The organism is Martelella alba (assembly GCF_006516955.1).
Classification (GTDB): domain Bacteria; phylum Pseudomonadota; class Alphaproteobacteria; order Rhizobiales; family Rhizobiaceae; genus Martelella; species Martelella alba.
Genome location: NZ_VHLG01000007.1, coordinates 113,994 through 139,028, shown reverse-complemented (window position 1 = coordinate 139,028; position 25,035 = coordinate 113,994). Strand labels below are relative to the sequence as shown.

26 protein-coding genes are annotated in these 25,035 nt (G+C 58.9%); 10 read left to right on the top strand and 16 right to left on the bottom strand.

Annotated elements, in window-relative coordinates:
- Nucleotides 1-174 precede the first annotated feature (174 nt).
- Nucleotides 175-558, top strand: a complete 384-nt coding sequence (locus tag FJU08_RS12290; protein WP_235890671.1) for a YybH family protein — start codon at nucleotides 175-177, stop codon at nucleotides 556-558.
- Between the two features lie 34 nt (nucleotides 559-592).
- Here FJU08_RS12290 and FJU08_RS12285 read toward each other — a convergent pair whose 3' ends face one another.
- Nucleotides 593-1,414, bottom strand: coding sequence for an AAC(3) family N-acetyltransferase (locus FJU08_RS12285; protein WP_141149307.1), 822 nt, complete (start codon nucleotides 1,412-1,414; stop codon nucleotides 593-595).
- Between the two features lie 125 nt (nucleotides 1,415-1,539).
- On the opposite strand from FJU08_RS12285, the gene FJU08_RS12280 reads away from it, so the two are divergent.
- Together FJU08_RS12280 and FJU08_RS12275 are read left to right on the top strand one after the other, a co-directional pair.
- Nucleotides 1,540-3,354: a potassium/proton antiporter gene (locus FJU08_RS12280; protein ID WP_141149306.1), complete on the top strand. Its 1,815-nt coding sequence runs from the start codon at nucleotides 1,540-1,542 to the stop codon at nucleotides 3,352-3,354.
- A gap of 288 nt (nucleotides 3,355-3,642) precedes the next feature.
- Nucleotides 3,643-4,839 (top strand): phosphoglycerate kinase, encoded by a 1,197-nt coding sequence (locus tag FJU08_RS12275; protein WP_141149305.1) that lies wholly within the window; start codon nucleotides 3,643-3,645, stop codon nucleotides 4,837-4,839.
- A gap of 61 nt (nucleotides 4,840-4,900) precedes the next feature.
- On the opposite strand, the gene FJU08_RS22765 is transcribed toward FJU08_RS12275, so the two are convergent.
- Entirely contained in the window at nucleotides 4,901-5,056 is a 156-nt protein-coding gene (locus FJU08_RS22765) for a hypothetical protein (protein ID WP_181409836.1), read from the bottom strand.
- A 392-nt stretch (nucleotides 5,057-5,448) separates the two neighbouring features.
- Between FJU08_RS22765 and FJU08_RS12270 the strand changes: the two genes are divergently transcribed.
- The 3 genes from FJU08_RS12270 to rcdA all read left to right on the top strand — a co-directional run bounded on the left by FJU08_RS12270 (nucleotide 5,449) and on the right by rcdA (nucleotide 7,709).
- Nucleotides 5,449-6,747: an MFS transporter gene (locus tag FJU08_RS12270; RefSeq protein ID WP_141149304.1), complete on the top strand. Its 1,299-nt coding sequence runs from the start codon at nucleotides 5,449-5,451 to the stop codon at nucleotides 6,745-6,747.
- Nucleotides 6,740-6,934: a DUF1192 domain-containing protein gene (locus FJU08_RS12265; protein WP_141149303.1), complete on the top strand. Its 195-nt coding sequence runs from the start codon at nucleotides 6,740-6,742 to the stop codon at nucleotides 6,932-6,934. The genes FJU08_RS12270 and FJU08_RS12265 overlap by 8 nt, the downstream gene beginning before the upstream one ends.
- Nucleotides 6,935-7,193: 259 nt before the next feature.
- A complete protein-coding gene (gene rcdA, locus FJU08_RS12260) occupies nucleotides 7,194-7,709 on the top strand; it encodes a protease adaptor protein RcdA (RefSeq protein WP_141149302.1) in 516 nt (171 codons plus the stop codon).
- A 159-nt stretch (nucleotides 7,710-7,868) separates the two neighbouring features.
- Here the strand turns inward: rcdA and rpmE are convergent, their stop codons facing one another.
- A complete protein-coding gene (gene rpmE / locus FJU08_RS12255; protein WP_141149301.1) occupies nucleotides 7,869-8,090 on the bottom strand; it encodes a 50S ribosomal protein L31 in 222 nt (73 codons plus the stop codon).
- 175 nt (nucleotides 8,091-8,265) lie between these two features.
- Between rpmE and FJU08_RS12250 the strand changes: the two genes are divergently transcribed.
- Nucleotides 8,266-10,083, top strand: coding sequence for an ABC transporter transmembrane domain-containing protein (locus FJU08_RS12250; protein ID WP_407943706.1), 1,818 nt, complete (start codon nucleotides 8,266-8,268; stop codon nucleotides 10,081-10,083).
- Here FJU08_RS12250 and FJU08_RS12245 read toward each other — a convergent pair.
- From FJU08_RS12245 to FJU08_RS12215, 7 genes are all read right to left on the bottom strand, one after another.
- The gene (locus FJU08_RS12245) at nucleotides 10,080-10,967 is read right to left on the bottom strand and encodes a DMT family transporter (RefSeq protein ID WP_181409835.1); all 888 of its coding nucleotides are present in this window, start codon (nucleotides 10,965-10,967) and stop codon (nucleotides 10,080-10,082) included. The genes FJU08_RS12250 and FJU08_RS12245 overlap by 4 nt on opposite strands.
- Before the next feature lie 201 nt (nucleotides 10,968-11,168).
- The gene (locus tag FJU08_RS12240) at nucleotides 11,169-12,200 is read right to left on the bottom strand and encodes a peptidoglycan -binding protein (RefSeq protein ID WP_141149299.1); all 1,032 of its coding nucleotides are present in this window, start codon (nucleotides 12,198-12,200) and stop codon (nucleotides 11,169-11,171) included.
- A gap of 2 nt (nucleotides 12,201-12,202) precedes the next feature.
- A complete protein-coding gene (locus tag FJU08_RS12235) occupies nucleotides 12,203-13,231 on the bottom strand; it encodes a flagellar motor protein MotA (RefSeq protein WP_141149298.1) in 1,029 nt (342 codons plus the stop codon).
- 191 nt (nucleotides 13,232-13,422) lie between these two features.
- Nucleotides 13,423-14,220: an inositol monophosphatase family protein gene (locus tag FJU08_RS12230; RefSeq protein ID WP_141149297.1), complete on the bottom strand. Its 798-nt coding sequence runs from the start codon at nucleotides 14,218-14,220 to the stop codon at nucleotides 13,423-13,425.
- A gap of 116 nt (nucleotides 14,221-14,336) precedes the next feature.
- A complete protein-coding gene (locus tag FJU08_RS12225) occupies nucleotides 14,337-15,431 on the bottom strand; it encodes a GGDEF domain-containing protein (RefSeq protein WP_181409834.1) in 1,095 nt (364 codons plus the stop codon).
- 118 nt (nucleotides 15,432-15,549) lie between these two features.
- Nucleotides 15,550-16,650, bottom strand: a complete 1,101-nt coding sequence (locus FJU08_RS12220; RefSeq protein WP_210245224.1) for a tetratricopeptide repeat protein — start codon at nucleotides 16,648-16,650, stop codon at nucleotides 15,550-15,552.
- A gap of 7 nt (nucleotides 16,651-16,657) precedes the next feature.
- Nucleotides 16,658-17,311 carry a thiamine phosphate synthase gene (locus FJU08_RS12215; RefSeq protein ID WP_141149294.1) on the bottom strand — a complete coding sequence of 218 codons (654 nt, stop codon included), beginning with the start codon at nucleotides 17,309-17,311 and terminating at the stop codon, nucleotides 16,658-16,660.
- Nucleotides 17,312-17,465: 154 nt separating this feature from the next.
- Between FJU08_RS12215 and FJU08_RS12210 the strand changes: the two genes are divergently transcribed.
- The gene (locus FJU08_RS12210; protein WP_141149293.1) at nucleotides 17,466-18,224 is read left to right on the top strand and encodes a sulfite exporter TauE/SafE family protein; all 759 of its coding nucleotides are present in this window, start codon (nucleotides 17,466-17,468) and stop codon (nucleotides 18,222-18,224) included.
- A gap of 35 nt (nucleotides 18,225-18,259) precedes the next feature.
- On the opposite strand, the gene FJU08_RS12205 is transcribed toward FJU08_RS12210, so the two are convergent.
- From FJU08_RS12205 to FJU08_RS12195, 3 genes are all read right to left on the bottom strand, one after another.
- On the bottom strand, nucleotides 18,260-18,523 hold the full coding sequence (locus FJU08_RS12205; RefSeq protein ID WP_141149292.1) for a DUF2312 domain-containing protein: 264 nt from the start codon (nucleotides 18,521-18,523) through the stop codon (nucleotides 18,260-18,262).
- A gap of 136 nt (nucleotides 18,524-18,659) precedes the next feature.
- Complete coding sequence (locus tag FJU08_RS12200) at nucleotides 18,660-18,965, bottom strand: DUF1244 domain-containing protein (protein ID WP_141149291.1); 306 nt, start codon at nucleotides 18,963-18,965, stop codon at nucleotides 18,660-18,662.
- A 30-nt stretch (nucleotides 18,966-18,995) separates the two neighbouring features.
- Nucleotides 18,996-19,778: an N-formylglutamate amidohydrolase gene (locus FJU08_RS12195; protein ID WP_141149290.1), complete on the bottom strand. Its 783-nt coding sequence runs from the start codon at nucleotides 19,776-19,778 to the stop codon at nucleotides 18,996-18,998.
- 257 nt (nucleotides 19,779-20,035) lie between these two features.
- On the opposite strand from FJU08_RS12195, the gene FJU08_RS12190 reads away from it, so the two are divergent.
- Together FJU08_RS12190 and pyk are read left to right on the top strand one after the other, a co-directional pair.
- Nucleotides 20,036-20,470, top strand: a complete 435-nt coding sequence (locus FJU08_RS12190; protein ID WP_141149381.1) for a DUF1036 domain-containing protein — start codon at nucleotides 20,036-20,038, stop codon at nucleotides 20,468-20,470.
- On the top strand, nucleotides 20,470-21,909 hold the full coding sequence (pyk, locus tag FJU08_RS12185; protein ID WP_141149289.1) for a pyruvate kinase: 1,440 nt from the start codon (nucleotides 20,470-20,472) through the stop codon (nucleotides 21,907-21,909). The genes FJU08_RS12190 and pyk overlap by 1 nt, the downstream gene beginning before the upstream one ends.
- Before the next feature lie 66 nt (nucleotides 21,910-21,975).
- Here the strand turns inward: pyk and FJU08_RS12180 are convergent, their stop codons facing one another.
- The 3 genes from FJU08_RS12180 to FJU08_RS12170 all read right to left on the bottom strand — a co-directional run bounded on the left by FJU08_RS12180 (nucleotide 21,976) and on the right by FJU08_RS12170 (nucleotide 25,028).
- Nucleotides 21,976-22,632 (bottom strand): hypothetical protein, encoded by a 657-nt coding sequence (locus FJU08_RS12180; RefSeq protein ID WP_141149288.1) that lies wholly within the window; start codon nucleotides 22,630-22,632, stop codon nucleotides 21,976-21,978.
- A gap of 116 nt (nucleotides 22,633-22,748) precedes the next feature.
- Nucleotides 22,749-23,771, bottom strand: coding sequence for a LacI family DNA-binding transcriptional regulator (locus tag FJU08_RS12175; protein WP_181409832.1), 1,023 nt, complete (start codon nucleotides 23,769-23,771; stop codon nucleotides 22,749-22,751).
- A gap of 42 nt (nucleotides 23,772-23,813) precedes the next feature.
- A complete protein-coding gene (locus tag FJU08_RS12170) occupies nucleotides 23,814-25,028 on the bottom strand; it encodes an MFS transporter (protein WP_181409831.1) in 1,215 nt (404 codons plus the stop codon).
- Between the last annotated feature and the right edge of the window lie 7 nt (nucleotides 25,029-25,035).

Below are 25,035 nucleotides of genomic sequence, written 5' to 3'. Positions count from 1 at the left end.
CAGCAGGCAAAACCGCGGCCCCGCCAATGATGGAGCGTGAGACGATGCACAGGTAAGATACATTCCCGCTGCGATAGCGCAGATCTTTTCGCGGTGATCGCAATTTGCCATGATTTTCGACTTATCATCTGCCAATCATACGTGCAGCAACGTTCCGGTTGAAAGGACGGCAACTTGAAACATGAACAGCACGACCCGGAGGAAGTGATGGTCGCCTATGGTCGCGACATCAATCTTCATGATTTCGACCGGATCGCCGGTCTGATTTCAGCCGATGCGACCTTCTGGTTTACCGACGGCACGCATCATGGTCTCCACGATATCCGTGCCGCCTTTGAAACCAACTGGCGCCAGCTTGAAAAGGAAATCTACGGCCTGCAGGACCTTGCCTGGGTTGCCCGAGGGCGATTTTCGGCCTGCTGCACCTATCGGTTTTTCTGGACTGCCGAAATCAACGGCAACAAAATCGCCGGTGGCGGGCTTGGCACCACCGTCTTGCGCCGGGAGGATGATGGTCTCTGGCGCATTATCCATGAACATCTGAGCAAAGCCCCCTGAGGCGCAGGCCTAGCGGCCCGGACCGGCAGGCCGTTCAGCCCTGCGCCCAGTCGGTAGCACGCCAGGCAGCGGCTGCCCGATCAACGGCAGCGCGCGCGGGAACAATGATCCCGTACCCGGCTCCGATGGCAAAGCGGCGTGCCGTGCCGTCGGCAACAAGATCCGCACCGACAGCGACAAACCGCTCTGAATTCATGTTTTCGCTGATGCTGTAGCGCTTCCAGACCCGTTGCCCATTCTCCGTCACGGCCGAGGCCTGGCGCATTTTCGGGCGCCGAGGAAAGGCATGATCCTCGGCAAGATGCATCATGGTGCAGCGATCAAAGCCAACACCGAGCAGAAGCACCACAGCGCCTTCGTGGTAAAGTTCGGCAAGCGGAGAGCCTTCACCGAGCGGGCTTTCAAGATCATGCCGGCGCATCAGGGCAGCGGCCCTTTCCCCTCTGGCGGCAAAAGAGGTCATCGGGTGATTGCTGCGCAGCGTTCCCGGCCATGTGCGAAACAGTTCCGCCGTCTGCCCCATGCCCCGGCTCGGCGTTGTCGCCGGATCGAAAGCAGGCATTTCCGCCTCGATCACTGCATGCCATGCTTGCGGTACGGCCGGGTGCTGCCAATTGGCGGGATCGGTCATTTGCGGAGAATGGGCCGGCATGATGATCGTGCCATTGTCACCAACGACATCAATCAGCGCTTCGATCAGCGCCACCGGACCACCCGCAATCCAGCCCAGCGCCTTCAGCGATGTATGGACGATGACCGTGCTGGCCGCCTCAAGCCCGGCACGTTGAAGCTCCCGCCCCAGACTGCCGCGTGTGGCTGGCACCGCTGTTCGCGTCACAAGCGCCGCTTCGCTCATTGAGCCTTATCCTTTCCTTGATATTGCCCCAAGGGACCTGGGGACTCCCCAATTCCGGCCTATATCCCCCCTATAATTGCGAAATATAGACAATGCGACGACTACAGGGCCGAAGGATGATCTGATTGACGATATTTTATGTAGCCGTTCTGGTCTGTGCCTGCATGATCCTGCTGGCGGCCCTTTCAAGCACACTCGCCTATCGCTTCGGTGCGCCCCTTCTGGTTCTCTTTCTCGGCGTCGGGCTGCTTGCCGGCACAGATGGGCTGGGCATCGAATTCGATAACACGGCGCTGACCTATTATGTCGGCTCGCTGGCGCTTGCCATCATTCTGTTTGATTCCGGTTTCGGCACGGCGGCAAAGACCCTGCGCAAGGCGGCAGCGCCAGCTCTGCTTCTGGCAACCGTCGGTGTTGCGCTGACGGCGTTTCTGGTGGCTGTGGCTGCGCATTTCATTTTTGATTTCAGCCTAGCCCAGGGCTTGCTGCTTGGCTCCATCGTCGCCTCGACGGATGCGGCGGCCGTGTTTTTCCTGATGCGCATCGGCGGCATCCATGTGGTCGAGCGCGTCTCCGCAACGCTGGAGCTGGAATCGGGCATCAATGACCCGATGGCGATTTTTCTGACGCTCACCATCGTCACCCTGCTTGCACCGCAGGGGCAAGAAGGCTTTGCCGTCGTCCCTCTTGTCTTGAGCTTTCTCCAGCAACTCGGCTTCGGCCTTGTGCTCGGCCTCATCGGCGGCGCCATAATCGTGTTCATTGTCAACCGCTTCGGGCTCAACCGCGGGCTTACGCCGATCCTTGTTCTGGCGCTGGCGCTGATCGTTTTCTCGCTTACGGGGGCTCTCGACGGGAGCGGCTATCTCGCTGTCTATGTTGCCGGTCTTTATGCCGGCAACAAAAATATCCGCTATTCCGGCTCCATCCGCCATTTCCAGGAAGGCATGACCTGGCTTGCGCAGATCATCATGTTCGTGCTGCTCGGGCTTCTCGCCACACCGCGCCATTTCGATGCGATCATCATTCCGGCCCTGGCCATGAGCCTGTTCCTGGTTTTCATCGCCCGACCGCTTGCCGTCTGGCTCTGCCTTCTGCCCTTCGACTATCGCCCGCGCGAGACGAAATTCATCTCCCTGATAGGATTGAGAGGGGCTGTCTCGATCCTGCTGGCGTTGCTGCCGATCCTCTACGGCCTGCCGATGGCGAACGATTATTTCAACATCGTCTTCGTTATGGTGCTGACCTCGCTTGTGCTGCAGGGCTGGTCGCTGGCGCCGCTTGCAAAACGCTGGAAGCTCGTGACCCCGGTGCCCGCCGGGCCGATCGAGCATGTCGAAATCGACCTGCCGGGCAATGCCAATCACGAGCTCGTCGTTTACGCCCTGCGCGAAGACTGTCCCATTTTGACGGGCACCCCGATCCCGCGCTGGGCCGTCCCCTCGCTGGTGATCCGAAACGGTGAGTCGACACGCTTCTTTTATGCCGGCGAATTGCAGGCCGGTGACTATCTCTATCTCTTCATCGAACCGGGCCGCTCCCCCCTGCTCGACCGTCTGTTTTCAGTCTCAAAGCCGCTCGCGCCTGAAAGTGATCCGGAGATGTTCGGTTCACACTCGATGCTGCCGACCCGGCCGGCATCCGATCTTGAAGCGCTTGATAGCCGGGTAACGATCAGCGAAGCCGATCGCGCGCTGCCGATTGCCGCCTTCATGAGCCGCAAGCTGGGTGCCAGGCCCGCCATTGCAGACCGGGTGGAAATCGGCCCGCTTACGCTGATCGTGCGGGAAATCAATGCCGAAAGTGAGATTGCAGCCATTGGCGTCTGGCTTGAAAGCGAAGCGCCGCCTGCCCTGCCGATCTTCATGAACTTTCGCGAAATCATGCGGCTTTTGACCCGCCGCCGCGCAAAAGCACGCAACGGAAGGAACGCGCACTGACTGCCCCTCTGGCATCTGTCAAAGCATGGCTGACAATTGCAAATTCGGCGACGTGACGTGGCACGGATTGTTGCATCAAGGCGCGGAAATTTGATCTGAGATCATTGCCGAGGGCGTTGGTTTTGACTAGGAATCGAACGGCTTGAAAGAGATTTCGCCGGTTGGGGTACGTGATTGAGGTTCAGGGTCGAGACGGCCCGGCGGTCGCGGCGGCCCTGATCCGGTTTGATGGACCCTCGGCGCCGGCTGATCCCGCCGGCCCGCCAACATAGTCAGAGGAAGACCACCATGCCCGCCTTCAAAACCCTCGATGACCTTACCGATATCGCCGGAAAGCGCGTCCTCCTGCGCGTGGATCTCAATGTCCCGGTCTCAGACGGCAAGGTCACCGACACGACGCGTATCGAACGCGTTGCACCAACCATTCTCGAACTCTCGGAAAAGGGGGCCAAGGTCATCCTGATGGCCCATTTCGGCCGTCCCAAGGGCGCAGTCGTGCCCGACATGTCGCTGAAGCTGATCATCCCTTCCGTTGAGGAAGTGCTGGATCATTCCGTTTCATTTGCCGAGGACTGCATTGGCGCGCCGGCACAAAAGGCCATCGCAGCCATGGAAAATGGCGACATTCTGCTCTTGGAAAACACCCGTTTCCACAAGGGTGAAGAAAAGAACGAGCCGGACTTCGTTGCAGCACTTGCCGAAAACGGCGACATCTACGTCAACGATGCTTTTTCTGCAGCCCACCGCGCGCACGCATCCACGGAAGGCCTCGGCCACCATATGCCGGCCTATGCCGGCCGCACCATGCAGGCAGAGCTTGAAGCCCTGGAAAAGGGCCTCGGCGTTCCGGTCCGCCCGGTTGTTGCCATCGTCGGCGGCGCCAAGGTTTCCACCAAGATCGACCTTTTGCAGAACCTGATCGAAAAGGTCGACGCACTGGTGATCGGCGGCGGCATGGCCAATACCTTCATCGCCGCCAAGGGCATCGATGTCGGCAAGTCGCTTTGCGAGCATGATCTGGCTGATACCGCCCGCGCCATCATGGCCAAGGCCGAAACCACCAATTGCGCCATCGTGCTGCCGGTCGACGGCGTTGTCGCGCGTGAATTCAAGGCCAATGCCGAAAACGAAACCGTCGCCATTGATGCCATCCCGGCCGATGCGATGATGCTTGATGTCGGCCCGGCCTCGGTTACGCTCGTCAATGAGTGGATCGCCAAGGCCGCAACGCTGGTCTGGAATGGTCCGCTCGGTGCTTTCGAGATCGAGCCCTTCGATGCTGCGACCGTTTCAGCCGCGAAATTTGCCGCAGAACAGACCAAGGCCGGCAAGCTGATTTCGGTCGCCGGTGGCGGTGACACGGTTTCGGCACTGAACCATGCCGGTGTGGCCGGGGACTTCTCCTATGTTTCCACCGCTGGCGGCGCATTCCTGGAATGGATGGAAGGCAAGGCCCTGCCGGGCGTTGAAATCCTGAAAAAGTAAAGCTCTCAAGAGCCGTTCCAACACAAGACACCGGTGCGGCGACGCATCGGTGTTTTCATATTTACGGCCGGATCAGCAGAACAATGCTGAACAGGACAAAGGCGAAGACAGCAATCTTCCAGAAGTCCATCCGCTTTCTCAAACCCGGAACGCCGAATGGCCTGATGATATGCGCCACCATGGCGGCAATCAGAAGCAGGGCGATCAGCTTGGTCATCGGGTTCCTTTCTCGGCGGCCTGAAAGCGGGCAGCGGCGAAGTGGCCACTCTTGCCGCCGGGATCTGCGAAAATCTTTTGCAGAGCCCCTTTTTGACCGGAATTCGTCTGGATTTCAGTCTATTGAGCGATAATTATTAAGATTGAACGCTATAATTGGACGTGACAACGCCGCCGGATGCGTTTTTCATAGCAAATTATGGCTGAGTGACGTCAATCATTCTGCTGGCCTCAAAGGGGGACAGGGTCTGGCGGAATTTGTGCCGGCAGAAAATGCAAAGTGTGCATTTATCGGCCGTCCAAGCTGCCAATCCCCTGGAACTGCCGGACAAGCTGGGCGTTAGCTCTTTGACGTCCTTCTTTTCTAAACCCAACCGATCAGAGCCTACTCGCATGAAACGCAACCTACTTCCGGTTTTTGCCCTTCTTCTCGGTACTCTCTTCCTGTTCCTCGGCAATGGCTTGCACGGGCTGCTATTGCCGCTTCGCGGTGCAGCGGAAGGCTATAGCGACACCTCGCTCGGCTTTCTCGGCACCTCCTGGGCGTCGGGCTATGTGATTGGCTGTATTCTGGCGCCGAAACTGATCATGCGGATCGGCCATGTCCGCGCCTTTTCCGGTTTCATCGCCATCATCTGTATCGTTGCCCTTTCCACCGGCATCCTGATCAATGACATCGCCTGGATTGCGCTCAGGGCAGCAACTGGCTTTGCCACCGCCGGAACGCAGATGATCATCGAGAGCTGGCTGAATGAGCGTGTCGACAACAAAAGCCGTGGCGTCGTGTTCACATTCTACACTGGCATCACCCTGTTCGGCGTCGTCGGCGGCCAGATGATTGTCGGCTTCGGCAATCCGCAAACGCCGATCCTGTTCATGGTTGCCGGCATTTTGTACTGCATCGCCATGTTGCCAACCACGGTCTCCAACGCCGCCTCGCCGAAACCGCTCAGGGCAGTGAGGATCGATCTCAAACTGCTCTACCGCAATTCGCCCGTCGCCTTTTTCGGCGTTTTGCTGATCGGGATCGCCAATGGCGCCTTTGGTACACTCGGGGCTGTTTTCGGTGCCCGCGCCGGACTTCACGACAGCCATATCGCCTTTTTCATGATCATCGCCATCCTCGCCGGGGCGCTGGCTCAGGTTCCGATCGGACGGATATCAGACCTGATGGACCGGCGCTATGTGATTGCCGGGCTTGCCGGCGTCGGCGCGACGGCCGCCCTGCTGATCGTGCTGTTCAAGCCGGAGAGCACCTTCCTCTTCGTGCTGATTGCTTTTTATGGCGCAACCGCCAACGTGCTCTATCCGATCACAGCGTCACATGCCAATGACTTTGCCAGCGCCGAGGATTTCGTCAAGATCGCCAGCGGCCTGCTGTTCCTGTTCGGCATCGGCACCATTATCGGCCCGACCGTCGGCGGACCGATAATGTCTGCATTCGGGCCCTATGCGCTGTTTTTGATCACGGCAACGGCGCATATTCTAATTATGGCCTATGCCATCATCCGCTCGCGCATCCGTGCGGCGATCCCCGTCGAGGATCGAGACTTCCCGTTCAGTCCGATGCCAGACGCTGCCGTTCCGGTTTCGACCCCGGAAGGCATTCACCTGCAGACGCGCCCGCCCCTGGAAGAAGCCCCTGCAGAAGAACAGCCAGCAGAAAAAGAAAAGGAAGCCGCCAATGCGTGAAGACGAGGACGCAGAAAAAAAACCACCGAAAGGCCAATATATCATTGGTGCCGATCTGGAGGTTCACTCCGTCGAAGCGCTTGAAGCGCTGGTCAACGAACTGAAGGGCGAAATCGAGCGGATCGAAAAGGCAATTGTCAAGAAATCAGCCGGGCGACAGGCAGCGGAAAGCCTGTTTCGCAAGTAGCCCCGGCCGTTTACCATTTATTAACCTTTCCAGATGATTATCGTCATCATCGGGAGATCTGTCTTTCATTCCGATATCACCTAAAACTCCGAGCCGTCATGACGGCTCTTTTTTTGTGCGCAACATCATCGCAGATGTGGGTATTAACCCTTCGTTAAGATACTGCTTGCGGAATTCCGCTACAGGATTAATGGTGCAGTCATTCAAAGAAAGGCCGCTTTCCTGCGGTTTTAGTGTGTGGCGTAACCAGGGAATACCAATGACAAAGCGGGAAGCGACAACGATCAGCTTCGCGGGCCGTGCGGCCTCATCGCCGCAGTTCGATATGCTCTATCGTGAAGGAATGGCGCTCGTGGAAACCACAGCTGCCTATCTCGACGGTGTCGGTCGCGCTGCATCGAAAATGCTGCCCCGGCAGGCTGCAACACTTTATTCCGCCGAATCGATGCGTCTGACGACCAGGCTGATGCAGCTTGCCTCCTGGCTGCTGCTGCAGCGCTCTCTCAACAGTGGCGAAATGACGCGGGATCAGGTGCTGAGCGAAAGGCGCAAGCTGCGCCTCGGCAAGGACCACATTGACCGCACGGCGCCAGGCTGGATCGACCTGCCCCCCGGCTTCCGCGATCTCATCGAGCAATCGCTCAGGCTGGAATCCCGCATCAGCCTTCTGGATGACAACCTGCTCAGCACCGAGACCGCGCTGCCCGAAAGCGGCAACGAAAACAATGTCATTGCCCAGATAGACCTGCTCAGGACGGCATTTGGCTCACGCTGAGACCATTTTCACGACATGCGAAGATATCCAAGGCCCGTTCATCCGGGCCTTTTGTCATTGATGCCGCCCCGTTAAGGCCGCAATTCCCACCCAGAAATCAGACAACAAAAAACCCGGCCAAAGCCGGGTTTTTCGGAAATTTCGCGTTCAAGACTGCGATCAGAGGCCGAGGCCACCGAAACGCTTGTTGAACTTCGAAACGCGGCCGCCACGGTCGAGCAGGTTCTGCTGACCACCGGTCCAGGCCGGGTGAGAGGTCGGATCGATGTCGAGATTCATGACATCGCCTTCCTTGCCCCAAGTCGAGCGGGTTTCGAATTCAGTACCGTTGGTCATGACAACCTTGATGGTGTGATAATCGGGATGAATATCAGCCTTCATAACATTCTTCCTGCAAGCTGGATCCATGCAAGGCAGTCATTGCACCAGCTGGACCGATTGAATAAACAAAGCCGTGAGACCGTCCTAGACGCCACGGCTTTCCGATTAGGTTGCGCTGGCTATACAGGAACGCAAAGCGAATAACAAGGGCCGCCGCGGTCAATATGACGGCTTGTTGACATCAAAGGAAGTGAATTTGACCCGCAAAGACAACGGCTCCCGGCGCCGCACTGATCTGAAGCCCCTCACCCGCCTGTTCCCCTATCTGATGCGCTATCGCGGCCTCGTCACCGGCGCGCTGGTCTTTTTGATGATGGCAGCCGTCGTCACGCTGATTCTGCCCGTCGCCGTCCGGCGGGTGATTGACCACGGCTTCACCGCCGCCAATCCCGGCGTGATCAACACCTATTTTCTTGGCCTTGGCGTGATGGCGCTATTGCTCGGCCTATCCTCGGCGCTGCGCTATTTCTTCGTCATGTCACTGGGAGAACGAATTGTCGCTGATCTCAGGCGGGATGTCTTTTCCAATGTCATCCGCCTGTCGCCTGCCTTTTTCGACACCAACCAGTCCGGCGAGATCGTCTCGCGGCTGACCGCCGATACGGTTCAGGTGAAATCCGCCTTCGGCTCCTCCGCCTCGATTGCGCTGCGCAACGTTATTATGGGCATTGGCGGCCTCGGCATGATGATCTGGACCTCGCCACGGCTCTCGATTCTCGTCATCATCGTCATCCCGCTGATTGTCATCCCGTTGATCGCTTTCGGACGCAGTGTGCGCGGTCGCTCACGCACCGCTCAGGATGAGCTGGCTGCCGCCGCCGCATTTGCCGGTGAAACCATCGCCGCCACGCGCACCGTGCAGTCCTTCAACGGCGAAGACATGGCCGCACGCCAATATGCCGGCGCAGTTGAAACGGCCTTCAATGCCGCAAGAACCGCACTCAGGGCCCGTGCCGTCCTGACCGCAATTGCCATCAGCATCGTCTTCTGTTCCATCACCGCCATTTTATGGTATGGCGCTCACAGTGTTCTTTCCGGCACCATGAGCGGTGGCACGCTCGGCCAGTTCCTGCTTTACGCGGTGCTTTCCGGCAGTGCGCTCGGCCAGCTCTCGGAAGTCTGGGGCGAGGTCTCGCTTGCAGCAGGCGCCGCCGACCGCCTCAGCGAGCTCCTGTCGGAACCCTCCGCCATTTCTGCGCCAGCCAACCCCATCGCCCTGCCGGAGCCTGCCTCGGGCGCAATCAGCATCGCCAATGTCGCATTCCACTATCCGACCAGCAATGCCGAACATGGCGCTCTTAAGGGCATGTCACTCGCTGTCAGCCCAAGTGAAACCGTTGCCATTGTCGGCCCGTCAGGTGCCGGCAAAAGCACATTGTTCTCACTGCTCTTGCGCTATTACGACCCGGTCGCCGGTTCGATCCGCCTTGATGGCGTCGATCTGCGCGAGGCACGCCCGGAAGATGTGCGCGCCCGCTTCGCCCTCGTGCCGCAGGATGTGGCAATCTTCGCTGCCAGCATTTTCGACAATATCGCCCTTGGCCGTCCAGGAGCCAGCGCCGAGGATGTCTATGCCGCCGCCCGGGCCGCACAGGCCCATGGTTTCATCGAAAAGCTCGAACACGGCTATGACACCATGGCAGGCGAACGCGGTGTGATGCTTTCCGGCGGTCAACGCCAGCGCATCGCCATTGCCCGCGCCATCCTGCGTGATGCGCCGGTGCTGCTTCTGGACGAGGCAACCTCGGCGCTCGATGCCGAAAGCGAAACACTGGTGCAGCAGGCGCTTGCCGGATTGATGAAGGGCCGCACCACGCTGGTGATTGCCCACAGGCTGGCAACCGTGCTCAATGCCGACCGCATCATCGTCATGGATGGCGGCCAAATCGTCGAGCAGGGCACGCATGATACGCTTGTCGCCAAGGGCGGGCTCTATGCCCGCCTGGCAAGGCTGCAATTCGATGTTGAAACGCGAACAGGAACCGAGGGTTAACCCTCGGTCCTCTTGCCGCTGGGCATGAAGGTCGCCATGGCGATCAGCACGATGCCGACCCAGACCAGCGGCGACGGCCATTCACCGAAGACCACGACACCAACCATGACCGCCATGGGAAGGGCCGAATGGATCACCGGCGCCAGCACCACGGCATCGGCCATGGAATAGGCCTTCAGCATACCGAAATTGCAGCCATTCATCAAAATCGCCGCCACGATGATAAAGCCCCAATCCGCAAGGCTAACCGAAGACCAGTGCGTGATTGCCGGCCCGGCCATGATGATGGCGGTAACCACATACATCCAGAACAATGCCGGCACGATCTGCTCATTCATCGCCAGGAATTTCAGCACGATATCCTTGGCAGCCAGCGCAAGCGCTGCGGCAATGGCGATCAGTCCCGCCATCTGAAACGTGCCGCCGCCCGGCTGCAGAATGAACAGCGCGCCGGAAATGCCAAGCCCAACCGCCAGAAAACGCCGCCAGTCCGGCCGCTCCTTCAAGAAGATCATCGCCAGCGGAATGATGAAGAACGTCTCCAGCTGCAGAAGCGAAGTCGCTACGGTGAAGGGCAGAAGCTTCAGCGATGTATAGATCAGGAAGGAGACGAGCGCGCCCAGGACGCCACGCAGCAGAAGCAGGCGCGGTGACTGGATACGGAAGCCGGATGCCCCCTTGCGCAGCGCCAGCGGCAGAATGACCAGCGCTGCAGCCACATTTTGCACAAAGATCAGCACCGACGGGTCATGCCGCGCCGTCAGCGTCTTGGTCAGTGTATCGATCGTAGTAAAGGCGGCCACCGAACCGATCATCAGCATGATCGCGATGGTTTTCTTGTCGAAACGCATTCGACCCGAAACCGCCATGGTTTCGTCCGTCATGTAAAGCTTCTCCCGCAGGAAGTCCGATTGTCGTTGATGCTTCCTGGAGAAACCTCGTCCGCTTGTCAGGAAGAACAGCGCAGGAAAAGCGCGGCACTGGCACTTCATGGCCATGCCCTTGCGGAGCCCACAAACTAGAAAAAAAACTTGAGATTTTCAAGCCCTGAGAAAAACCCCGGCCAGAAGGCCGGGGCTTGGAACTTACTTCTCTGTCAGCTTGAACTCGATGCGCCGGTTCTGCGCCCGCGCCTCAGGCGTTTCGCCTTCGGCAATCGGTTCGAATTCGGCAAAGCCTGCCGCCACCAGACGATCGGGCGACACGCCCTGCGAGATCAGGTAACGCACCACGGACGCCGCACGGGCGCTCGACAGTTCCCAGTTATCGGTGAACTTGCCGCCCGGCTTGATCGGCACATCATCCGTATGGCCGTCAACGCGCAGAACCCAGTCAATATCGTCCGGAATTTCCTTGGAAATCTCCAGAAGCGCCGAGGCAAGTTTGGCAAGCTCCTGACGGCCGGCATCATTCAGCTCATCGGAACCGGAGGGAAACAGCACTTCCGACTGGAATACGAAACGGTCGCCGACAACCCGGATATTGTCGCGATCCGAGAGGATTTCCCTGAGGCGTCCGAAGAAATCGGAGCGATAGCGGTTCAGCTCCTGCACCTTCTGCGCCAGTGCCACATTCAGGCGGCGGCCAAGATCGGCGATGCGCGCCTGCGAGTCCTTGTCCTTGGCCTCGGAGACCTGCAGCGCCTCTTCGACGGCGGCAAGCTGCGCACGAAGGGCAGCAATCTGCTGGTTCAAGAGCGCCAGCTGATTCTGCGCCTTGGCCGAAATCTGCTTCTCCGCTTCAAGATCAGAGGACAGGCCTGCAATCCTCGCATTGGCAGCATCAGACACGCCGGAGCCCTGATCGAGCAGCGCCTGCAGGCGAGACTTGTCGCTTTCAGCAGCGGCAAGCGAAGCCTGCAGCGTGGCGATCATGTCATTGGCATCCTGATTATTGCTTTTCTCCAGCGCCAAAAGCTGGGTCAGTTCGGCGATCTGGCTGTTGAGCCGGTTCAGCACCTCATCCTTGCCGGAAATTTCGCGCGTCAGGATAAACTGACCAATCACGAAAACCGTCAGCATGAACATGATGGCCAGAAGCAGCGTCGACAGGGCATCGACAAAGCCCGGCCAGTAATCGACACTGCGGCCGGAACGTCGGTTTCGGGCGAGCGCCATGATCACCGCCCCTCGAGCTTGTCGGCAAGTCGCTGCAGCGTGTGCCTGAGTTCGCGCGATTCTTCCTGCTGCGCCTCAATCCAGTCGCGCAGCATCTGCTGCTCGTTGCGCATGTTCTTGACCACACCCTGAATGCCCTCGGCAAGCTGCGCCATGGCGGGAACCGCGCTCTGCCCAAGACCGCCGCTTTCGGCAATCCGGTGCAGTTCGGCAGCCAAAACCTCGAACTGTTCGCTGGAGCCGGAGGCAACGCCTTCCAGTGCCGGAGCCAGATCGGAAGTCACGTCGGTCATGGTCGACAGCCAGTTTTCCAGTTCCATATAGAAGCGGTTCTGCGCACGGCCGGCCTGCAGATCGAGAAAGCCAAGCACCAGCGAACCGGAAAGACCGAGCAGCGACGACGAGAATGCCGTGCCCATGCCGGACAACGGACCGGACAGTCCTTCCTTCAGCGCGTTCAGCACATCGGCGCTGTCGCCGGAATTGGGATCAAGGCCCTGAATGATCGAACCGATCGAACCGATCGTGTTCAACAGGCCCCAGAAGGTGCCGAGCAGGCCAAGAAACACCAAAAGTCCGACGAGATAGCGCGTGGTATCGCGCTGTTCGTCCAACCGGGTGGCGATGGAATCGAGAATGGAGCGCAGCGAGGACGTCGACAATGCCATGGTTTGGCGCGAGCCGATCAAAGCGCGCATCGGCGCCAGAAGCTTGGGATCGCGGCCGACGCGATCCGCACTGCCAGCAGCGCGGAAGGAATTGAGCCAGCCGACCTCGCGGCGGAGCGCCAGAACCTGGCTGAAGACCATCAGCACGCCGATAATGGCAACGCCGAGGATCAACCCGTTCAGACCCGGATTGGTCATAAAGGCGTTGTGGGCCTGACGATAGAGGATCGCGATGCAAAATCCGACCAGAATCAGAAAGATGACCATGGTCCAGAAGAAGGTCATCGGGCTCGACATCTTCTGAGCGAACCCGCGTCGCGAGGTTTCGCGCACATCATACTGCTCGAGTTCGACATCCGACATAGGGCCTCACCTCCGGCAAACCTGATTTCGAAACACCCCCGGGACCATTCAGGCTTTGAAATGAGGGGCGCGCATGAAATGACCGGAACATTGCCTGTTCCGGCCCTCATCAAGCTCTATTCGAAAATGGTGACGAATTGAAGGGCGAAGCCCAGAAATTGCCGTCCTGAACACAATTGTCCAATGGCGGATTATTTTTCCAGACGGCGCTGTATCTGATCCATCAGCGCGATGCGGATCATCTCATTGCCGGCGATCACGCCGCCGCTTTCGAGAATATTCTGTCCGCCCTTCATATCCGAGATGAAACCGCCGGCTTCACGCACAAGAATCAGGCCGGCAGCCATGTCCCAGGCCGAGAGATACTCTTCCCAATAGCCATCAAGACGGCCAGCAGCAACATAGGCCAGATCAAGCGAGGCAGCGCCCATGCGGCGAATACCGGCAACCTCACCCATGACGTGACGAAGCTCCACCAGAAACTTGCCGTGGTGACCGCGGCCCAGATGCGGTACGCCGCAGCCGATGACACAATCGGCAAGCTTGCGGCGGGCGGAAACGCGGATACGGCGATCGTTGCAGAAGGCGCCACCACCCTTTTCGGCAACGAACAATTCGTCCTGCGCCGGATTGTAGATAACACCGGCAACCACTTCACCGGAGCGCTCCAGCGCGACCGAGACGGCGAATTGCGGAATGCCGTGAAGAAAATTGGTGGTGCCGTCAAGCGGATCGACAATCCAGCGATGCTGACCATCGGTCCCCTCTTCCTCGCCACCCTCCTCACCGAGGAAGCCATAGGTCGGGCGGGCCCGCAAAAGTTCGGTCCGCAGGATTTTTTCCGCCTTGAGGTCTGCCTGCGAAACGAAATCGGCCGGTCCCTTGACGGAAACCTGCAGGTTCTGCACTTCGCCGAAATCACGCGTCAGCGAGCGGCCCGCCTTGAGGGCGGCCTGAACCATCACGTTAAGGAGGGCGGAACGGGCCATGAAAGAATATCCTTGTTATTGCGCCATCAGCAAGAGACAGCGAGGAAATGCGGTGTTTTACGGTTCATGAACACAGAATAGGGGCAAATTCAAGTGTGCAAAACCGCCGACATGCCTCAGGCGGCCGCCTGCATGAGCGATTCGACACGATTCCGGCCGGCATTCTTGGCTCGATAGAGCGCCTGATCGGCCTGATCGAGAGCATTGCGCAGCGCGCCATCACCAGCCATGAATGCGGCCACACCGGCGCTGACGGTCACTGAAAAGCGCTCGTCGCCGTGTTCAAATGTCAGTCTTTCGACCATCTTCCGTGCATGTTCAGCCACCTGAACGGCATTCTCAATCAGCGTATCTTCAAGAATGACGGCGATCTCCTCACCGCCATAACGCACCACTGTATCGCTACGGCGCACGCGGCTGGTAATGGTGCCAGCCACCTTGAGCAGCACATCATCACCCCGGGCATGCCCGAATTGGTCATTAATGGCCTTGAAGTGGTCGATATCGAAGAGAATGACACAGATCTGACGGGCATCCCTGGTGATCGAACGTTCCAGCTTCAGCTCGACATCATCCAGGATACGCCGGTTGAACAGATGGGTCAGCGGATCGCGCTCGGCCTCGAAGGCCATGATCCGCATATATTCATTATTCGATCGCGCCGCTTCCAGACACAGTCCCAGCAGCACCACGCCAAGGAAATTGATCGTGATCAGCGGGATCAGCGCCGCGGCGATGATCGCGAAACCAGCGGCAACCCCCATTGCGAAGGCAGAAAAGACCATCATTGAAGCCATGGCCGCCAGAATGAGGAAATGCTTCAGCCGATAGCGCCTCGGACCAAAATACCACAGAAGCATGCCGGCGGCACAGGCGATCACAAGACCGATTGAACCGGCAAAAGCGCCACTGCCGCCAAAGGAGAAACGCGCGGTAACGGCCATGGCAAGCGCGATCAGGCCTGAAATCGGCCCGGCAAAGGGCGAGGCCAGCGCCAGAAAAACGCTGCGCGCATCAAAAAAGACACCGGGCGAGACCTGGATCGGATTGAGCATGGCCAGAACGGCGCCACAGCCAAACAGCACGCCGCTGATCACCACGCCCGAAAACCGTTCCCGGTAATATCGCAGCAAAGCGAAATAACCGAGAACGACCAGAGCGCCGAGCCCGAGGCTCGAAACAAGCTGGGCAATTGAAGTCAGTTGCTGCAAATATGCCAACCTCTATCATGCATCGCCAAAAACCAGAGGCAGGACAGGCTCCCCCAAAAGCTGTCTTTAGAAATACACAATTTACACCCGGCTGAACAGCGTCGAAAATCGCTTAATACTAGAATTTTCCTGCAGCGGTATTGGCCCGCGCTTCGGCCTGTTTCAATTGATCTGCCGGCAATTGCTTCAGAAAGGCCTCAACCTTTGGTTCAGAAAGGCCGGACCGTTTGGCAAGCAGATAGAAGGTTGCAGCCGAAACCGGGTCCTTCTTCGTACCAACACCGTCACGGAACATATCGCCGAGCTTGTTCTGCGCTGCGGGATTGCCGGAAATGGCCGCGCGATGCATCCATTCGAAGGCCTGATCGGGATCCGCCCCCTGCCCGCCGCGTCCATTGACGAGCCGCAGGGCCAGATCGATCTGGGCCGTATCAAGCCCGCCCTTGGCGGCACTGTAAAGCCAGAAGCCGTTGGTGATCCGCTTTTCTTCCGGCAGGCTGGCATCGGCAAGATAGATCTGCGAGAGCGCATATTCCGCCTCGGGAATCCCCGCATTGGCAGCACGTTCATACCACGGCAAAGCGTCATTGGTGCCGTCTGCGCTTCCCTTGCCCTTGGAAATGATAAGCGTGGCCAGATTATAGGCCGCTTCGGCATTGCCCGCCTCGGCCGCCGCGCGCACAAGCGCTTCCCCCTTGACCGGATCCTTGGCGACATCCTGACCGGAAAGCAGCATCATGCCGTAGCGGTTTTTCGCCGCCGGATCATCGCTTTCCGCCGCCATGCGATACCAGTCGGCAGAACGCCCCGCCCGCGCTTTTGAAATGAGATCCTTGTCCAGCATGACCGCAATCAGCGTCTCGGCATCCGCATCGCCGCGATGCGCCCGCTTCAGCGCTTCGGAATAGGCGGTCTGGAACATGCCACGCTGATAGGCGCCATAGGCTTCATCGACGGGACCGTCATAGGTTTTTTCCGGCGGAAGCTCGGGAAGCGGGCTGCCCATGCGATCATAAAGTTCCAGCCCGGATGGCGTGCGTGCAATATTGAGATCATCCGGAGAGACAAGCCGGCTGCCGCGCTCCGGCACGGGGGCTGCCAGCGCTGCCGGGGTATCAACGGTGGATGTCGTTGCATCGGCCTGCGCCAGAGCTGGCGCGGCGATGGCAATTCCGCTCATCAGGAGGGCGGCCGCAAGACCGTTGTTCCGATTCATCATACTGCCATCAATATTCAAATCGTGGCGCTTTTTCGTCAAGCACGGCATTGATCTGGGCAACCATGGCCGCCGGCCCGCCGGGTGCGGAGAAGATGGCGCGGCCGAGCCCGACAAATTCCGCCCATGTAGCGGCAACATCCATGGCGCTTGCGGGATCGCCTCCACCCATCACAATACAGGGAATTTCGACCAGTGAGGCCCACCATTCACCCAGTTCGAGATTTTTCGGATGGGCCTGTGGCCGGCTGTCACCGTCCAGCTTGCCGAAAAGAATATAGTCCGGCGATTTTTCACCGATCTCCAGGGCCTCGTGGCGATCGCCCGAATGCCCGGCGCCAACGATGAATTTCGGTGAGAATTTCTCCACCGCCTCCGCCACGGCTTCCGCGCCACCATCAATATGAATGCCATCGGCCCGGGCGCGCCCGGCAACCCGGCTGTCACCGGCAATGATTGCCGCGGCATCGTAGTTTTGCACCAGAGCCACCAGCTTTTCCGCCCGCATCTGGAATTCATCCAGGCCAAGCGCATATTGCGGAATGATGACAGAGGCGACATCACCGCCACGCAGCGCATCCCCCAGAAGCTTTTCCTGTTCTGCAGCATCTGCGATATCAGGCACGATCAGAACCAGTCGGCAGCGTGTTTCGGCACTTTCCATGTCAGCCTCCCCTGTCCTTTCATTCTCGACCGGCTGCGGCGGGACAGGAGCCGCAGGACCGTGACCAGTGCCGCCTGCCTACCGGGACAGGCGCGACACTCGCAAAACTCCGATAAATCCGTTAGACGTCAGTTTCAACCGAGTCTTTGTCCATATGCTACCCGATCCTTTATTTTATGCAGCCGCCATTCCGGCGGTGATGCTTGTCGGCCTGACGAAAGGCGGCATGGGCGGCGCGCTTGCCCTGCTCGGCGTTCCGATCCTGACCCTTGTTGTCGATCCGGTGACAGCAGCCGCGATCATGCTGCCAATCCTGATCGTTATGGATGGCGTAGCGCTCTGGTCCTGGCGCCATGACAATCACTGGCCGACAATGAAGATCATGCTGCCCGGCGCCATGATCGGTATTGTGCTCGGCTGGATGACCTTTTCCATGGTCCCCTATTCACTGACCAAGCTTCTTGTCGGACTGGCAACCGTGAGCTTCGCCGGCAAATACTTCTTCGATCGCCTCCGGCCGGGGCCGAAGGAAGAGGCCCCGCCTGCTCCGCAGCGCCCTGTCAAGGCGACGGTTTGGAGCCTTGTTTCCGGCTATACCAGCTTCATTTCCCATTCGGGCGGCCCGCCATTTCAGATCTATACGCTGCCGCTGAAACTGGACGTCAGATCCTATACCGGCATGAGCGTACGCTTCTTCGCCATTGTCAATGTCGTGAAACTTCTGCCCTATTACGCGCTCGGCGAGTTACAGGTCTCGAACCTCATCGCATCGGCCAGCCTGCTGCCCGTCGCCATCATCGCCACCTTTCTCGGAGCCCTGGTGGTCAAGCACATGAAGATGGAGGTTTTCTACCCCTTCATGTATATCATGGCCTTCCTGGCGGGGCTGAAACTGGTGGTGGACGGCCTGTAGCAAAAGGGCCGGATCGCTCCGGCCCTGACGGAAAATTATTCCTGTTCGCCAGCGGCGAGCATGCCGAGCGCGATCAGATAGGTATCGAGGATCGCCTCCTCTTCCATGCGTTCCTGCTCGTCCTTCTTGCGCAGAGCGATGATCTTGCGCAGCGCCTTGGTGTCAAAGCCGGTTCCCTTGGCCTCGCCATAGACATCCTTGATGTCATCGGCAATCGTCTTCTTTTCCTCTTCCAGGCGCTCGATGCGTTCGACAAACGAGCGCAGCTGGTCGCGCGCAACACCCTGTGCGTCAGACATGTCTTTCTCCTGTTGGACTGTCATCCTGTCGCTGCCGGCAGTTTTGCGCCGAAAGCGACATATTCAAAAATTCAGAAACGGGCCCTTGCCTGCCGCGAAGTGCCGTCAAGGTCAAGCACTCAAATGGGGCGAAGCCTCATTCGGCGGGTTTGTTCACTTCAAAAGCAGCCTTCTGCTCAGGACTGGCCTCACGCTGGTGAAGCGCCTTCCAGTCATCATAGGGCATGCCATAGACGATTTTTCGGCTTTCTTCCTTCGAAAGGGCAATCCCCTTTTCCTCCGCCGCCTCACGATACCAGTTGGAGAGGCAGTTGCGGCAAAAGCCGGCCAGGTTCATCAGATCGATATTCTGGACATCGCTTCTGTCACGCAAATGTGCGACCAGGCGGCGAAAGGCTGCCGCTTCCAGCGCCTCACGCTCTACTCCATTCAGCTCAGCCATGCTTATCATCCTCTCGTTTGACCCAGCGTTTCAATCCGCCCGGGACCGATAATGACGGATCTCATGTAAGTCATCCTGACCATTGAGTGCGGCAAAAACAGGTGCGAGCCGGTCAATCCACAGATCAATACCGGCCTCATCCGAAATCAGATCCTGCCTTACTTCGAGAAGCGCATGGGGCAGGCCTTTCTGCGAGCAGTGACGATACATGGTGTCGCCCTTGAGCGCGCCATCATAGGGCTCGTTATCGCCGATGATGAGGCCGCCAACCCCTTCAAGCGCGGCAATCAGCGCTCCGGCAGCGCGCGGATCGCTGTCCCATAAAACACCGGCATGCCATGGACGCATGACGCCCTTCCAGGCATGGGTGAAGGAATGGATGGACAGCACCAGCGGCGGCCGACCCAGCGCCGCCTCCGCCTTGCGGAGCGTTTCATCGATCGCGGCATGATAGGGACGATGATAAAGATCGAGCCGCCTTTGCCGCTCCGCCTCGCTCAAGGGGTGATTCGCAGGAATGATCGCACCGTCGGAGATCTTCATGATCAATGTCGGATCATCTTCACCGCGATTTGGATCGATTAAAAGGCGCGAGAAACAGGATATGACAGCCGGGCAACCGAGCCGCATTGCGAGCCCGCGCACCAGTTTTTCAACGCCGATATCATAGGCGATGTGGCGGGCAAAAACGGCAGGATCAAGCCCGAGATTGCCATATTCCATTGGAACCGTGGCCATGGCATGATCGCCGAGCAAAACAATGCCATTGTCATAATTTCCGTCTATTCTCTCAAATGCGTTGACGTTCGGCATGGATATCCGTTGCAGAATTGATGATAATAGCAGTTGATGGCATGGAGTCGGCGCTTTCGGCAAGACGGCTTGACGCCATAGATTCGCCCCGAGGGGCGGCAAAACTGAAAGGGCCATTACAATCGATTGAAGCCGCGTTGACTTTCTCCTACGGTCAACGCAAAAACAAGATAACGACACAAATGCTCAACTCAATGACCCAACACGCTCCCGATACCGGCCGCCGTACCAAGGCCCTTACCCTTCTTCTGAACGTCATGCCGCTCGGAAGTGCGGTCGTGCTCGGCGGTATTCTTGCCGGCTTCGCCGCACCGGGCATCGCCCATGCGGAATTCCGCGTCTGCAACGATACAGCCAAGATCGTTGGCGTTGCGGTCGGCTATCGCGAAGAAAAGGGTTGGGTCTCGGAAGGATGGTGGCAACTCCCGGCCTCCACCTGCGCGACCGTTGTGCCGGGCCCACTAAAAGCACGCTACTACTATCTCTATGCCGAAGACGCGACCGGAGGCGGACGCTGGACGGGCTATACCAATATGTGCGTCGCAGAAGACGAGTTTACAATCGTCGGCGTTCAGGACTGCTTTGCCCGCGGTTACCAGAGAATGGGTTTTAGCGAATATGACACAGGGCGGGAGGAAAGCTGGACTGTGCAGCTTTCCGACAAGCCCAGCACTCAAGAGAGTCAGAACTGATGAGACGTAACAGAAAAGTCAAAATTCTCGCCACACTTGGTCCCGCCTCGTCCGAAGAAGAAGTCATCGAAAAGCTGCACAAGGCTGGCGCTGACGTATTCCGCATCAATATGAGCCATGCAAGCCATGATCTGATGCGTACGCTGATCAAGCGCATTCGGAATGTAGAAGCCCGCTGTGGCCGCCCGATCGGCATTCTCGCCGACCTTCAGGGCCCCAAACTTCGTGTTGGCAAGTTTCTCGACTCCAAGGTCGAACTTGAAATCGGCCAGACCTTCACCCTCGACGATATTGACGAGCCCGGCAACGAAAAGCGCGTCTACCTCCCCCATCCCGAAATCCTGCAATCGGTTCAGCCGGGCCACCGCCTGCTGATCGACGACGGCAAGCTGCAGCTGCGCGCTGAAAAGTGTGATGGCAAGAGCATCGTCTGCACCGTTGTCGCCGGCAACAAGATCTCCGACCGCAAGGGCGTATCGCTGCCCGATACGCTGCTCGGCGTTGGCGCCCTCACCGAAAAGGACCGGCTCGACCTTGATGCCGTTCTCGAAACAGGTGATGTCGACTGGGTTGCGCTTTCCTTCATCCAGCGCCCCGACGATCTGGCCGAAGTCCGCAAGATCGCCCGTGGCCAGGTCGGCCTTCTGTCGAAGATCGAAAAGCCGCAGGCTATCGAACGCATCGATGAGATCATCGAAATGTCCGACGCGCTGATGGTTGCCCGTGGTGACCTTGGTGTTGAAATGCCGCTGGAGGCCGTTCCCGGCCTGCAGAAGAAGCTGATCCGCGCCTGCCGCGCCGCCGGCAAGCCGGTCGTCGTTGCCACCCAGATGCTGGAATCGATGATCACTTCGCCGGTTCCGACCCGCGCCGAAGTGTCCGACGTCGCGACCGCTGTCTTCGAAGGTGCCGATGCGATCATGCTTTCGGCTGAATCGGCTGCCGGTGACTATCCGGTTGAAGCGGTCACCACCATGGCCTCGATCGCCCGCACGATCGAGAAGGAAGCGCTTTACCCGAACATCATCCACGCCCAGCGTCCGCAGCCGGAAGCAACCGGCGCCGACGCCATTTCGCTGGCGGCCCGCGAAATTGCCGAAACGCTGAAGCTGACGGCGATCGTCACCTACACCGCCTCCGGCACCACCGGTCTTCGCGCTGCCCGTGAACGGCCGAATGTTCCGATCATCGCCCTGTCGCCGGTCGTCAAGACCGCACGTCGCCTCGCCATTGTCTGGGGTCTGCACTGTGTCGTCGCCGCCGAGCCGACCGGTCTCGATACCATGGTTGACGAGGCCTGCCGCATCGTCGTTGACGAAGGCTTCGGCAAGCCGGGTGACCGTCTGATCGTCTCAGCCGGTGTACCGCTTGGTACGCCGGGCGCGACCAATATGCTGCGCATCGCCTATATTGGCATGGACGGCCAGTCCGGCGTCTGACCGGATATTCAAAATGCAATGCAGACAGGGCCGCGAGTTTCGCGGCCCTTTTTCATGCTTTTCAGGTCATGGTGAGAATGTGTTCCGCTCCGGGACGATGGACAACGCCTCTTCCAGAAGATCCGGATGCCTCAGTACTTCCCGGCCCTGCTCATCGAAGGGTGTGTCAGGGCACGGCGGCTGACGGTGCTGCGACATGTTCGAAGATGCAACCAAATCGTCAGCACGGGAATGCCGGCGCCTGGAGAACGGCGCGGGAAGCGACATCATCAGCGAGGGCATACTGCTCAGTGGCGAGACGGAAGGCTCTGTATCCTCATCCGGCGCCACATTGAAACCCGCCGCATCTTCATCCAACGGTAAACGCTGCGTCCCTGTCGATGAGACGGGTTCCTGATCCGCCTGAGCCATCAGGGCGCCCAGATTATTTTCAGCATGGGCGCCTTCACTCAACATCGAAATGCGGCCCCTCACAAAATCCATAACCCATTCGTCGGACACCTTGATACGCGGGCGCGCATCGCCTTCCGTACGTCGGGCGTAGAAGACACTCCATCTTGCCGGAGCGGGCCTTTTAGCGACGCCAGCTTCCAGACATCTTTCTGTATCTTCAATGCTGCCACGGCGTTTACGCGACTGGGGCTTGATATCTTCAGGGGTCCCCTCACTGCGCTCCGCTGCACGCGTTTCAACATGCGGCTGAACGAATGGTTTCAATGCCATGGCAATCTCCTGCGCTATGTCTTCTCTGTCGCTTTTCAAGAAAGCGCAGGCTAGCCAGAAAGTCACATAAGCCAAAATCGCTTCCGCCTATATTGCGGCGAAACCCGGCCCGTCTGCTAAAATCCCCCGACCGTGCCGCCATCGACAAAGGTTACGCCGACGGAGGCCTTGATGACCGGCGCGTCTGGATATTCGATCCGGCGCTTCATCAGGCGGATGGCCTCCTCGCCGAGCCCGGCCCGCTCATAGCGGACAGTCGCGAGCCTCGGCGTGGTCATCGCCGACCAGCTGATGTCGTCAAAACCGATAATGGAGAAATCGTCCGGCACGGTAAGCCCGCATTCGCGCGCAGCCTGCAGAATGCCGATCGCCATCAGATCATTGCCGCAAACGATCGCGGTCCAGTCCCAGCTTTCACGGCTTTCGAAATAGCGCTTGAAATAGTCCATCGCTGTCTCATGGCGATCATAGCCAATGACCACCTGCTGACCACTGGCATCGGGGCATTCAGCAATCGCATCGTAGAAACCACGCAACCGTTCGCGCGGGGAATACCGCAAATTGCCTGCGACAAAGAGGATATTGCGATGACCAGCGGCCAGCATTTTTCGTGTCGCAAGCTTGGAACCTGCATAATTGTCAACGATCACACTATCAAAACGCATATCAGCATCGATATTGTTGACCAGAACAAGACTGCCGCTTTCCTGAAAGAAGCGTGCAACCTCCGGAACAGGGTCGACATAGAACATGAAGGCGGTCGCCGTTCCGTGATAGTCGGCAGTCTCCCGGATCAGCGCCAGATCAATATCTTCCTCCGGCAGAAGCTTGGGAAACAGTTCGAACGCGTTTTCTGCTGCCGCAGCTACAATACCGTCATAGGTTTCCTGAAAGATCGGATGCAGGCCACCGGTGACCGGGTGCATCGGCAGATAGACCACCGCCTTGATCGCAGGCGCGGTAAGCTGCACGGGCGGACGCTCGGAATAGCCAAGTTCATCGGCGATCCGCCGGATCCGCTCGCGCACCTCCGGCGAGATGCCATGTGCGCCGCCAAGGGCACGCGAGACGGTGCTGATGGAGACATCGGCAAGCTCGGCAATATCGGCCTGATTGATGCGCCTGGCCCGTTCCTTCATCCTGCCTCCACCTTCCTGTCGCATGTTCTGACAGCAATCACCTTATCGCAGGCCATGACGCACTCCCTTGCGCTTGACCAGCCAGAACCAGATTACAAGCATCGCCGCAATACCGCCAAGTAGTGCGCGCTGCAAGCTCAGCGCATCCCCCACGCCGCCGAGAATGACAGCGCCTAGCGCCGGGCCGACGCGGAAAATGATACCGTGGATGGACATGACCCGGCCACGCAGATGGGCTGGTGAACCGAGCTGCAGCACCGTCTGCGAGGCGACGCCGCCCGCGGCAAGCGCCCCGCCGAACACGGCAGCACCGAAAAGCGCGACAGACGGCGAGGATGTCAGCGCCAGAACCAGCGCCCCCATAACGGCCAGCAGCGTGCCCCAGACGGCAAGCGGTACCTGGCCGCGTTCTCCGCCGACCATGTTTATGACACCGGCAATGATCGCGCCGAACCCCATGGCGGAAGACAGCCAGGCCAGCGTTTCCGCTCCGCCGCCAAGAACCGCATCCGCCAGTTCCGGCAGAAGTTCACTGATCGGCCGAATCAGGAAGGCGGCCGTGGCATAGAGCAGAAAAACGAAATAGACCGTCGGCTCCGTCACAATATGGCGCGCACCCTCGCCAATCTGGCTGAAGATCGAGCCGGTAGGCGCCAGACGCGGCACAGCGTTGAAATGCACCACCAGAAGCGACAGAAAGAACAGCCCGGCGAAGAAGGCCGTCACCGTCAGCGCCACGGACGAACCGAAGCCCGCAATCAGCCCACCGGCAATGGCCGGGCCTGCAAAACGGGCAAGATTGAACAGGATCGAGTTCAAAGAGATCGCCGTTCCGAGCTCCTCCCGGTCGACAAGCCCGGTAATCGCCGCCTGGCTTGCCGGCTGGGCAAAGCCGACAATCACACCATTACAGGCGAGTAGCGCCAGCATGATCGGGATCGACAGCAGGCCCTGAAGATCCATCACCGCCAGGGCGGAATAGATGCAGACCGTGGAAAACTGGATCCGCATAAGGAGGCGGCGCAGATCGGCCCGGTCTGCAATGACACCGGCATAGAGACCGACCAGAACAGTCGGCACCATTTCAGCCGTCACCGCCAGGCCGACCCACAGGCTCTTGCCGGTCATTTCCCAGGCGAGCCAGGCGATCGTGGTTTTCAGCATCCACTGGGCAAGCAAGCCCGCGCAATTGCCAAGCGTATAGAGCCCGAAGTCGCGCCGGCCAAACAGCGAGCGAAGATTTGTGGATGCAGACATTTTCAGA